This window comes from Gilliamella sp. B2923 (assembly GCF_026536565.1).
In the GTDB taxonomy this organism is placed as follows: Bacteria; Pseudomonadota; Gammaproteobacteria; order Enterobacterales; family Orbaceae; genus Gilliamella.
Genome location: NZ_JAFNNZ010000009.1, coordinates 1 through 11,917 on the forward strand (window position 1 = coordinate 1; position 11,917 = coordinate 11,917).

Annotated in this window: 9 protein-coding genes; 7 read left to right on the plus strand and 2 right to left on the minus strand. The window is 38.5% G+C overall.

The window, feature by feature from the left end:
- Window positions 1–241: 241 nt before the first annotated feature.
- The gene (locus J3U42_RS09740; protein ID WP_220218260.1) at window positions 242–1,417 is read right to left on the minus strand and encodes an aromatic amino acid transaminase; all 1,176 of its coding nucleotides are present in this window, start codon (window positions 1,415–1,417) and stop codon (window positions 242–244) included.
- 108 nt (window positions 1,418–1,525) lie between these two features.
- Window positions 1,526–2,065 (minus strand): SecY-interacting protein, encoded by a 540-nt coding sequence (syd, locus tag J3U42_RS09745; RefSeq protein WP_267336344.1) that lies wholly within the window; start codon window positions 2,063–2,065, stop codon window positions 1,526–1,528.
- Between the two features lie 1,707 nt (window positions 2,066–3,772).
- On the opposite strand from syd, the gene rne reads away from it, so the two are divergent.
- The 7 genes from rne (at window position 3,773) to J3U42_RS09780 (ending at window position 11,827) form a co-directional block, all read left to right on the plus strand.
- Window positions 3,773–6,544, plus strand: a complete 2,772-nt coding sequence (rne, locus tag J3U42_RS09750) for a ribonuclease E (RefSeq protein ID WP_267336345.1) — start codon at window positions 3,773–3,775, stop codon at window positions 6,542–6,544.
- A 75-nt stretch (window positions 6,545–6,619) separates the two neighbouring features.
- Entirely contained in the window at window positions 6,620–7,549 is a 930-nt protein-coding gene (locus tag J3U42_RS09755) for an ABC transporter permease subunit (RefSeq protein WP_220218256.1), read from the plus strand.
- Window positions 7,542–8,402 (plus strand): ABC transporter permease subunit, encoded by an 861-nt coding sequence (locus tag J3U42_RS09760; RefSeq protein WP_267329049.1) that lies wholly within the window; start codon window positions 7,542–7,544, stop codon window positions 8,400–8,402. Before J3U42_RS09755 ends, J3U42_RS09760 begins: the two co-directional genes overlap by 8 nt.
- Window positions 8,403–8,404: 2 nt before the next feature.
- Window positions 8,405–9,394 (plus strand): oligopeptide/dipeptide ABC transporter ATP-binding protein, encoded by a 990-nt coding sequence (locus tag J3U42_RS09765; RefSeq protein ID WP_220218254.1) that lies wholly within the window; start codon window positions 8,405–8,407, stop codon window positions 9,392–9,394.
- A gap of 22 nt (window positions 9,395–9,416) precedes the next feature.
- A complete protein-coding gene (locus tag J3U42_RS09770) occupies window positions 9,417–10,229 on the plus strand; it encodes an ATP-binding cassette domain-containing protein (RefSeq protein WP_267329050.1) in 813 nt (270 codons plus the stop codon).
- A 279-nt stretch (window positions 10,230–10,508) separates the two neighbouring features.
- Window positions 10,509–11,441 (plus strand): homoserine O-acetyltransferase MetA, encoded by a 933-nt coding sequence (gene metA / locus J3U42_RS09775; RefSeq protein ID WP_220218252.1) that lies wholly within the window; start codon window positions 10,509–10,511, stop codon window positions 11,439–11,441.
- A gap of 134 nt (window positions 11,442–11,575) precedes the next feature.
- On the plus strand, window positions 11,576–11,827 hold the full coding sequence (locus J3U42_RS09780; RefSeq protein WP_267336346.1) for a hypothetical protein: 252 nt from the start codon (window positions 11,576–11,578) through the stop codon (window positions 11,825–11,827).
- Window positions 11,828–11,917: the final 90 nt, after the last annotated feature.

Below are 11,917 nucleotides of genomic sequence, written 5' to 3' on the forward strand. Positions count from 1 at the left end.
ATTAACAGCGTCCGAAACCTGCGGACTAAAAACCCGCAATTTTTAAAGAAATAAAAACCTTGTCAAAAAGTTTCAGAAAATATAGGTGTTTAAGCAAAAACACAACCCCCTGACAAGAACTTTCAGAAAACATATACGTTTAAGTATAAAACCAGTATGGTTTTAAACTATAACGCATCTTAAAGGATGTGATCTTCACGGCTTGATAACATCAAAATATTATCAAGCCACTGGCTACGGTTTATAATACATCAACGATCGATTCACAAAGTCTGGACATATTATCCAGCGTCATACCGGCAACATTAATACGTCCGGAATTTACAATGTAAATCCCATAATTATCCCGTAATTTCAATACTTGTTCTTCACTCAGTCCGCTAAAAGAAAACATACCGTTTTGTTTTGCAATAAAACTAAAGTCTTGATTGGCACCTTTATCTTGCAGTGTTTTGACAAACAGTTGTCGCATACGGTGTATACGTTGGCGCATGCTGGTTAATTCGTCGATCCACTCTTCTTTTAGTTCATCATTGTTTAAAATATAAGAGACAATTTTAGCGCCATGTGCCGGCGGATTAGAGTAATTGGCTCGAATAATTGTTTTAACTTGACTAAAGCTACGATCGGCAATTTCAGCATCAGCAGCAATTAAGGTAAATGCGCCAACCCGTTCATTGTAAAGTCCAAAGTTTTTCGAATATGAGCTGGCAATCAACAGTTCAGGATGATGATTGGCAAAAAGTCGTAATCCATAGACATCTTCTTCAATCCCTTGTCCAAATCCTTGATAAGCTAAATCAAATAGCGGTAGCCAGCCATTTTTTAGCGCTAGCTCAGAGATAGCTTGCCACTGCTCTGGTGTAGGGTCGATGCCGGTTGGATTATGGCAACAACCATGAAATAGTACCGCTTCACCAGCGGTGACGAGGTTTAAATCTTCCATTAATCCGGCAAAATCAAGTCCATGATTTTGTGCATCGTAATAACGGTATTCACGCACTTCAAGTCCGGCGGTTTGGAAAACACTGCGATGATTAGGCCATGAAGGGTTGCTTACCCAGATGCGTTTTACTTTTGTGCGGCGTGATAAAAAGTCCGCCATAATGCGTAAAGCGCCTGTTCCGCCGGGTGCTTGGGCGGTACGTGCTCGCTCCATTTCACTGCCGAAAAGCAGTTTTTGAGTTGCAAGGTTGAATAGAGGGACGCCATCAATAGGCAAATAACTTTTTGTTGTTTCTTCGTCTAATAATAGACGTTCTGCCTTTTTCACACTCTCTAAAATAGGTGTTTTGGTGGTTTCATCTTTATAAACCCCAACGCTAAGATTTATTTTGTTGGTACGTTCATCACTGTTGTAGAGATCCGCTAGTCCTAAAATGGGATCAGCTGGTGCTTGGAGTAAATATTCAAACATAATTCACCTATTTCCTTTAATGACTCTCAACGCATTATAAACACATTATTTTGTACTTTACAATTTCGTTAATGATGTTAAACCGATAAATAATTTTTAGGGGTCAACTTACGCTGCTGGAAAAACGGTTAACTTATTGAGAAAACAAGTTAAATTTTCTGCCAACGGGCGCACTTCACCGCTAATCAGGTCTTCAATTACCACTTCGCCAGTTAGGTTATTTAATGCCACAATTTCGGTACTTTCATCGGTAGCGGCAATAAATATTGTCGGTAATCGTCTTAATTTTTTTTGTTGCAATAAATGGGCGATTATATTTTGTTCAAGATTAGAGAAGTCATCATCATTCCACGCTTGGAGCAACACTAAATTTGTTTGTTCAAATTTTGCAGACATATTGCCGGCATATTGCGTGCCATAAAAAATATGGGCACTTTGTTGAAGGGTAATGCCGACCAGTTGTTCGGCAATAGCTAACGTTTTTGCCGGCTGTAGTAAAAAAGGTTGCCAGTAAACCGCTAGCTGCTCTGTTTTGATTATGCAAGGTGAAGGTATGGCATGCAACTCTTCACTTTTAGGGGCGTTGTCAAACTGCTTTATCCAGCGTGTGGTAAAATCAATTAAGGCTTTTTTTTCAGGAACACTCATTAACAATCTAAATCTCTTTTATTGCTATATTATTGTCGTATTATACTGATTGTATTGCGATATACACGATAATCTTTCTCGCATCATGATAAAGTGCACCAAAATGTCAAGAAGTTTCAGAAAACATAGGTGTTTAAGCAAAAACACAACCCCTTGACAAGAACTTTCAGAAAATACCTATGTTTAAGTATAAAAACAAAAGTTTAAGATATTTCCAAAATATTCCCAAACCCTAATCCTTACCTTCCACAAAAGCATACAAGTGCACCAGACCGCACCTTCACAAAGCGCCGACAACGGAGAGAGGTTAACACGCCAAACAGGGATGTTTGGCGAGGCGCTGTTTTGTCCGGAACAAATCAGCGCCGGTGCGTTAAGACCGAACGAAGGCGGAGGGCAGTCGAAGACCGCTTTGGGTGGTGCTGCGAGGGGGTATAGGGGGATTTCGCATAAAATCCCCCTAATTCAGACGCAGACACCGAAATGAAAATATCAACCAATCAACAGCGTCCGAAACCTCCAAACCAAAAAACCGCAACTTTTAACGAAATAAAAACCTTGTCAAAAAGTTTCAGAAAACATAGGCGTTTAAGCAAAAACACAACCCCTTGACAAGAACTTTCAGAAAATACCCATGTTTAAGTATAAAAACAAAAGTTTAAGATATTTCCAAAATATTCCCAAACCCTAATCCTTACCTTCCACAAAAGCATACAAGTGTACCAGACCGCACCTTCACAAAGCGCCGACAACGGAGAGAGGTTAGCACGCCAAACAGGGATGTTTGGCGAGGCGCTGCTTTGTCCGGAACAAATCAGCGCCGGTGCGTTAAGACCGAACGAAGGCGGAGGGCAGTCGAAGACCGCGTTGGGTGGTGCTGCGAGGGGGTATAGGGGGATTTCGCATAAAATCCCCCTAATTCAGACGCAGACACCGTAATGAAAATATCAACCAATTCCCAGCGTCCGAAACCTGCAAACCAAAAAACCGCAACTTTTAACGAAATAAAAACCTTGTTAAAAAGTTTCAGAAAACATAGGTGTTTAAGCAAAAAACACCAAATCTTGATAAGAACTTTCAGAAAATACCCACGTTTCAGTATAAAATTATCACTATAACAACCATATTGTTAATATTATCAATAGTATCTTGGCAAAATAAAAAAAAGATTGGCTAACTGTCGATAAAATAGCAAGTTTAATTTACTTGCTATCCTTCGCTGAAACGTGAATAATAAGCGGGGATAATTTTATCCGTGTAATGCAGCAATGGCGTTAGACATTACAATTTATCAAAAAATAAAATAGCGTAAGTAGAATTATTATAATTAAATAATATGTTTATTTTAAACAATCATATAAAGATTTAATTGGTTTGCCAAAAGTCGCTTACAAACCGAAGTTTGCAAATTAATCATAGCAATAATATCAATAGTAATAAGTTTAATGGTGTTGACAAATTGCACCAATCTTTTGAATTAAAAGTTAGTTTTTGCAACCATTAGTTCTAAAGTGAAGTATCGTATTGATATTGTTTGCGTTATACAGGATTCACATAAAATAATAACAAAAATAACACAAATAAAATAATGAATGCCGTATACGAGAATATTTAGTCAGTAGCATTATTTATCATTGTTAAAATAAGCATTTATTAATAATAAAATCCTACCTACAATTAATTAAGATTAATTAAGAGTGTAGAATAATGAAAAGAATGCTGATCAACGCAACCCAGCAAGAAGAGCTGCGTGTTGCCCTTGTTGATGGCCAACGCTTGTATGATTTAGATATCGAAAGTCTTGGACATGAGCAAAAAAAAGCCAATATATACAAAGGTAAAATCACTAAAATCAATCCAAGTTTAGAAGCCGCTTTTGTCTCTTATGGTGGTGAGCGAGATGGTTTCCTACCGTTAAAAGAGATCGCTGAAAGTTATTTCCCGTCTAATATTTCTGGTCGTCGTAGTATTAAACATTTACAAGAAGGTCAGGAAGTTTTAATTCAAATTGAAAAAGAGATTCGAGGCAAAAAAGGGGCGGCGTTAACAACCTATATTAGCCTTGCCGGTAGTTATCTTGTTTTAATGCCAAACGATCCACGTGCCGGTGGTGTATCACGCCGTATTGAAGGTGAAGATCGTGATGATTTAAAACGTATTATTGATGCCTTAGAAAAGCCAAAAGGTATGGGCGTTATCGCTAGAACAGCTGGTGTGGGCAAAAGTCAGGAAGAGTTACAACAAGATTTAAATGCACTGGTTACCTATTGGACAGCCATTCAAAACGAAGCTAAAAATCACCCGGCACCGAGTTTGATTCATAAAGAAAGTGATATTATCACCCGTGCATTTCGTGATTATTTACGTGATGATGTCGGTGACATTTTAATCGATAATCCGAAAGTGCTCGAAATTGCTAAAAAACGTTTAGTTGATTTAGGACGGGTCGAGTATGTTAATCGTCTTAAATTATATGACGGTGATGTGCCTTTATTTAACCATTTCCAAATTGAAGGGCAAATTGAATCGGCTTTCCAACGTGAAGTCAGGTTACCTTCTGGTGGTTCGATTGTGATTGATGCAACTGAAGCATTAACTGCAATTGATATTAACTCCGCTAAATCAATTCGGGGGAGTGATATTGAAGAGACCGCATTTAATACTAACTTAGAAGCGGCAGAAGAGATTGCCCGCCAGTTACGTTTACGTGACTTAGGTGGCTTAATTGTTATCGACTTTATCGATATGACGCCGGTACGTAATCAACGTGAAGTTGAAAACCGCTTAAAAGAGGCGATGAAAACCGATAGAGCAAGAATACAAACAACCCGTATTTCTCGCTTTGGTTTACTTGAGATGTCTCGCCAGCGATTAAGCCCGTCGTTACGTGAAGCAACGCATCATATTTGTCCTCGTTGTCAAGGTACAGGTACGGTACGGGATAACAATTCATTATCGCTCTCGATTCTTCGTTTAATTCAAGAAGAAGCGATGAAAGATAATACTGTTCAAATCGATGTGATTGTACCGGTGCCGATCGCCAGTTACTTGCTGAACGAAAAAAGACGAGCCATTACCAATATTGAAAGAATGCATCCGGATGTCAAAATCGTCATTGCCGCTGATGAAGAAATGGAAACACCGCTTTATAAAGTGATCCGTAAGCGTACCGGCGAAGAAACTGATGTGTTAAGTTACAATCTACCGAAATTGATTCGTGAACTTGAAGACGAAGAAGAAGAGCAAGTTGCCGAAGTTGTGGTTGAACAAGCGGTCTTATCCGGTCCTAAAGTTGAAGCGTGTGGTACCGGCAAAGCGAACAACGAGCCGAAGGTTGAAAAATCGACCGGTTTATTTGGTGGTCTGTTTAGCAAAATTCGTAACCTGTTTGTTGCGAAAAAACCGGAGCCGGAACCAGAGGTTAAACCGAAACCGACCCGTAAACGTGATAACCAACGTTCGAATAATCGTCGACGTAATAACAAAAATAACCATACAGCGAACAATAGCAATAATGCCGCAAGCGATGAAGTAAAAGAGACAACTCGCAGCAATAATCGTCGCAGTAAACAAAACAATAATGCGAACAACAATGCTAATGCTAATAACAATGCCAATAACAATGTTAAAGCAGAAAAAACCGTTAATGAAGCGCCGCAACCGAAGGTCAAAGAGGTTAAACCAAGACGTCAGCAACGTGCATTAACCAAAAGTGTTCGGGTAAAAAATAGCGAAGCTACCGTACCTGCTCAGCAAGAGCGTGTTGTTATTCCGTCGTTATTATTACCGGTAATTGTGCGTGATGAGACTCAAGCGGCCGCATCGGACGCTCAACCAAAACGCCAACGTCGTACATCCCGTCATTTACGTATGAATGGGCCACGTAATAAGCGTCGGTTGAAAAATAATGAGCTGAAAACCTCACCAATGCCATTACCATTTGCCGCGGCATCGTTAGAGTTGGCTTTGGGTCGGGTTGCTATTGACTACAGTCAAGTGGTCAGCCAAACTCAATCCAATACACCAACACGAGTTGTGATCCCTTCACTCTTATTACCGGTTATTGTTAAACCGGAAGATGAAGTAAGTAGCAATGTGGATGCTGTTGAGCAAACAGTTGAGGTAAGTGAAGCGGTTGCGCCGCAAACAACAAAAAGCGTTGTGGCAAGTGAGCAAAAGTCTGAGCAACAAATACCGCAACAACTCGAACTGGTATCAGAGCCTGAGCAAGAAGCGGCGACTGAAACTAAAATTGAAACTGAAACTGAGCAAGCGGCTGATACCACGCATTCATCAACCGGTAGCGCCTCTTCAGCAATGACCAAAGCGCCAGCGCCTGATTATGTTGTCAGTGAAGCAGAAATAAAATCACGACAAGAGTCAGATTATAATTATGCCGGTAAAGGGAATGCTGGTGGTTTAAGTGCTCAAGACCATGCTTATGCCGCCGCAGGCAAACCAATGGTATCGGATGACTAATCGATACTTCATCTAAAATAACGGTGATAATCTTCACCGTTATTTTATCAATCACTAAAGCGATAAAGATAAACAATGATTACCTATATATTTAAAAAAATAGTAACGTTTTTATTTATTATCTGCGTACTGGCTCAGATTAGCTTTTGTCTTGTCTATTTTGTTCCTCATTCCACTTTTCAAAATCTGAATTTTAGCGATGCCTATATAGCTTTTTTCAAGCAATTGCTACAAGGACAATTTAGATTGATGTCGGGTGAAACCGTGCCATTTTTACACACATTATTAGCGACTTTTGAGCTGTGTATTTTGGCGTTAATCGTGGCGTTACTCATTGGTTTACCGCTCGGTATTTTATTGGGTCTTAGTAACATTAATTGGCTTAATAGTTCGATTCGGTTGAGCTGTCTGCTATTTTATTCTTGCCCGATAGTCATGCTGGTTGTGGTGGTGATGCACTTAATATCACCAAATTGGACGGTATTGATTAACTATAACGTATCGCCTTCGGTATCCGGCGTTTCTTTGTTGGATATTTTTACCTCATCAAGAACAGATAAGCTAAGTGCGATACTTGATCAACTCCATTATCTGATGCTGCCAACGATTATACTTGCCATTCAGCCAAGTATTATGACTATTCAATTAATTAGCCAAAATGTCAAAAGTACCTCACGGCAAAATTATATTAAAATGGCGATTATTCGGGAACGTTCACCCTTTAGAGTGTTACGACGTCATTTATTACCTAATTCAATTCCGAACACGATACCGCAGTTGACCTATAATACCACGACACTGTTATTTTCAACTATGGTGATCGAAATTCTCTTTAATCGGGTTGGCTTAGGGCAGTGGGTGATGATAGCATATCGTCATCACAACTATTTTATTATCTCCATTGCTATTCTTGCTTGTGGGACAGTGATTAGTTTATTAACCCTATTAGGTGAAATAACCGCTGTTGCGATTTATCCACTGCGCCGTAAGGAGCATTATGTATAACTCAGCTAATATATTAAAAAACATTAGGTTATTTTTTAATAAGCTTCATAGTAATCTTTACTCGATTGTCGGCTTTTATGGCATATTAGCAATCACATTTGTGGCAGTGTCAACCAAATGGTTTTTCCATGCCCATTTAAATCCAATTTATGTTGCTTCGTTACCGCCGGCATGGTGGGCAAATGGTGATATTAATCATATATTGGGCACCAATCATCAAGGGCAAGATATTTTTGATTATCTGCTAATCGGTTATCGCTCCACAATGTCCATGACTTTAAAAGCGGTATTTTATGTGGTTGTGATTGGCGGGATAATTAATTATTTGATGTTTTTTGTCGCTTTTATACGGCCATTCATTCTTTTTATCTTTCGATTCTTTATGGTGGTACCGCCACTGCTGGGGGTCATTGTTGTCAGTTTATTGCTGGGAGATGATATTACCAACGTATTAATTATTATCGGTTTATCTTATGCCCCACGCTTTATTTATAATATTCATCAGCGAGTGATAAAAGAGTGGAATAAGACATACATTACCGCCTATCGACTAGACGGCTTGTCACGTTTTACCATTTTAAATCACTATATTTTGCCAAATATTTTACCGCTTTATTTAACGGAAATTGTTTCACTGTTTGGGTCAATTATCTTAGCGATGACCACTATCACTTTTTTAGGCTTTGCCAATGACTATTCACGGCCTGATTTAGGGATGATGATGTATACCATGAAAGATATTATCGACACCAACTTTTTAGCATTTTTAGCGCCGGGATTGGCTGTTTCTGCTACAATTACACTGGTTTATTTATTCAATTATGGATTATATGGCCAACGAGCAGGGCAATAATTATGGCATTGTTAGATATTCGAAATTTAACCATAGAATTTATCACGCCTGACGGTCTGTTGCGTGCCATTGATCGGGTAAATTTAAAACTGTCTGAAGGTGAAATTCGTGGGCTAGTGGGTGAGTCTGGTTCGGGTAAAAGCCTGATTGCTAAAGCTATTTTAGGGGTCACCAATCATAATTGGAAAATTTCGGCCGATAGATTCTATTTTAATGACATTGATCTGCTCAAATTGACGCCAAAACAGCGTCGTAAAGTGATCAGTGCCAATATCTCAATGGTGTTTCAAGAGCCTCAGTCGTGCTTAGATCCTTCCATGAAAATCGGGCAACAATTAATTGAAGCGATTCCTCGTCGAACGTTTAAAGGACACTTTTGGCAACGCCTGTTTTGGCGAAAAAATCGGGCGATCGAACTTTTACATCGGGTTGGGATTAAAGATCATAAAGAGATCTTAAAATCTTATCCGTTTGAATTAACCGAAGGCGAATGTCAAAAAGTCATGATAGCCATTGCACTGGCAAATCAGCCTAAATTACTGATTGCCGATGAGCCAACTAACGCAATGGAAGCCACAACCGAAGCCCAAATCTTTCGGTTATTGGCGAGTATGAATCAAAATATGGGGACCACCATTTTGCTCATTAGTCATGATCTACAAATGGTAACAAGGTGGACAGATCGCATTAATGTCCTTTATTGTGGTCAAACGGTAGAAGTTGCTGATAGTGAAGATCTGATCAAGTCGCCTTATCACCCCTATACTCAAGCTTTGATTTATGCGATCCCTGATTTTGGTAAATCAATGCCGCACAAAAGTCCGTTAAATACTTTGCCCGGTGTTATTCCTTCACTAGAACATTTACCGATCGGTTGTCGGTTGGGTCCTCGTTGTCCGTATGCGCAAAAAAAATGTATTCAAGCACCCGAACTTATTCCAATAAAAGATCATGCTGTTGCTTGCCACTTTCCTTTAAATATTGATGAGTAACCATAGATAGTAGGAAGATAACATGAATCCAATATTAAAAGTGCGTAACTTATCAAAGCGATTTAAGATCCCAAAAGGTCTGTTTGGGCATTTGTATATCGATGCTGTTAAACCGATATCCTTCTCATTAAACGAAGGCAAAACCTTAGCCATTATTGGGCAAAATGGCTCCGGTAAATCAACATTGGCTAAAATGTTGGTCGGTATGATTAAACCCGATAGCGGTGATATATGGATCGACGGTAGCAAAGTCGAGTATGGTGATTTCAGTTCCCGTTCTCAATTAATTCGTATGATCTTCCAACATGTTGAAAGCTCGTTCGATCCAAGACTACGCATTGGTCAATTGCTCGAAATACCCTTAAAGTGCAATACTCAGTATGATGCTTTTGAACGGGAAAAGATGATCAGTGATGTATTAAAACAAGTCGGACTATTGCCGGAACATGCTTCTTATTATCCGTCAGTCATGGCCGCCGGGCAAAAACAGCGTGTTGCACTGGCTCGGGCACTGATTTTAAAACCTAAGGTGATTATTCTCGACGAGGCGTTAGCCGCTTTAGATATCTCTATGCGTTCGCAGATTGTCAATTTAATGCTTTCACTGCAAGCTGAGCAAAATATCTCGTATGTGTATGTTACTCAGGATATCGGCATGATGAAACATATCAGCGACGAAATTTTAGTGATGCATAATGGCGATCTTGTCGAATCCGGTAATACCGCAGAAGTATTAGCCTCGCCATTAAGTGATATCACCCAAAAGCTGATCAATAGCTATTTTGGTGAAGCATTGACTGCCGATACCTGGCGTACCGATACACGGGCTTTTTAACCATATTTTTTAATCATTCTTTTTAACATGCACTTAAATACGTTATTTACTACGCTGTTTCACCGGTCAAATCATATCGTAATATAAGCATGATTAATCCGTGCGAATAATCATCAGTAATCATGACTATTTGTCTGATTTTGTTTGAAATATCTTATCCGAATATATCTGATAAAATTCTCGACAAACTTGCTAAAACACATTATATTTAGCTATAAAGATTTCTAGACGTCTATTTTAGAGGTTTAAAATTATTTATTGTTTTTTAGGAGTTTTGTTATGCCAATATGTATTCCTGATTCATTACCTGCTGTTGATGTGCTTCGTAATGAAAATGTATTTGTGATGACGTCGTCTCGTGCCAATACCCAAGAAATTCGACCGCTTAAGCTCCTGTTCCTCAATTTAATGCCCAAAAAAATAGAGACCGAAAATCAATTTTTACGGTTACTGTCTAACTCTTCACTACAAGTCAATATCCAGTTATTACGTATCGATCAACGTGAATCCAAAAATACCCCGGTTGAACATTTAAATAGCTTTTATTGTGATTTTGATGATATTTGTCAGCAAAATTTTGACGGATTGATTATTACCGGTGCACCATTAGGTAAAGTCGCATTTTCTGATGTGGTTTACTGGCCTAAGCTTGCTCAAATCATCGCTTGGGCAAAAGAGCATGTGACCTCAACGATGTTTGTTTGTTGGGCGGTACAAGCGGCATTAAATGTGCTTTATGATTTGCCAAAATTCACCCGTAACCATAAATTATCGGGCGTGTATCAACACCAAATATTGCAACCTAATGCGATTTTAACCCGTGGTTTTGACGATGCTTTTTTAGCACCACATTCAAGGTATGCCGATTTTCCGATTGATAAAATTAAAAACTATACCGATTTAATGATTTTGGCCGAATCAGATATAGCCGGTCCTTACTTAATGGCAACCGCCGATAAACGAATGGCATTTGTCACCGGTCATCCGGAATATGACTCGTTTACCTTAGCCAATGAGTATTATCGGGATTTGAAAGCAGGAATAAATCCGGATATTCCTTATAACTATTTTCCGGAAAATAACCCCGATTTAACCCCCAAAGCAACATGGCGAAGCCACGCTTATTTACTCTTTAGCAACTGGCTTAACTACTATGTGTATCAATTAACACCGTTTGATTTAACCACTCGTAATTTGACGATTGATGATTAATTTTTAATAATAAATAGATGGATTTAAATGAATAAGTCCATCTAGGTGAATCTTTGCATATTAATGTTCATATTTTAGTAAATGGCTAAAAGCCAAAAAGCAGCATCATAGAATTTTGACAATCCGATAAGTTTATGTCTCTTGGATTTCCTTCAATACCTAAATTAACCTTTGTTGTTTTGGTAAATCCTTTTATCTCTTTCTTTTTTATGCAAAAACTCTATAATTTAAATAAAATTAATATGTTATACAATGAAAAATGTAGTTGGTTTCCATTTCTATTTTTGGACTTGGTGGCAGAATTAGCTAGGCAAGATGATAAAACTCCCTCTAAAAATCCACAATACGTATTAAAAGACGCTACAACTAAATCTAATGATAAATAATACGATATACTAAATTAGGAACAATGCTAATAATGGCTTCTATGAGTAAAATGATATTATCAGGTTTAGAATGTTTTTTTAATAAGATAA

What these genes read in the sequence shown, in the direction of transcription:
- J3U42_RS09740 (WP_220218260.1), bottom strand. Translation starts at nt 1,417, where the DNA reads ATGTTTGAATATTTACTCCAAGCACCAGCTGATCCCATTTTAGGACTA.
- syd (WP_267336344.1), bottom strand. Translation starts at nt 2,065, where the DNA reads ATGAGTGTTCCTGAAAAAAAAGCCTTAATTGATTTTACCACACGCTGG.
- rne (WP_267336345.1), top strand. Translation starts at nt 3,773, where the DNA reads ATGAAAAGAATGCTGATCAACGCAACCCAGCAAGAAGAGCTGCGTGTT.
- J3U42_RS09755 (WP_220218256.1), top strand. Translation starts at nt 6,620, where the DNA reads ATGATTACCTATATATTTAAAAAAATAGTAACGTTTTTATTTATTATC.
- J3U42_RS09760 (WP_267329049.1), top strand. Translation starts at nt 7,542, where the DNA reads ATGTATAACTCAGCTAATATATTAAAAAACATTAGGTTATTTTTTAAT.
- J3U42_RS09765 (WP_220218254.1), top strand. Translation starts at nt 8,405, where the DNA reads ATGGCATTGTTAGATATTCGAAATTTAACCATAGAATTTATCACGCCT.
- J3U42_RS09770 (WP_267329050.1), top strand. Translation starts at nt 9,417, where the DNA reads ATGAATCCAATATTAAAAGTGCGTAACTTATCAAAGCGATTTAAGATC.
- metA (WP_220218252.1), top strand. Translation starts at nt 10,509, where the DNA reads ATGCCAATATGTATTCCTGATTCATTACCTGCTGTTGATGTGCTTCGT.
- J3U42_RS09780 (WP_267336346.1), top strand. Translation starts at nt 11,576, where the DNA reads ATGTCTCTTGGATTTCCTTCAATACCTAAATTAACCTTTGTTGTTTTG.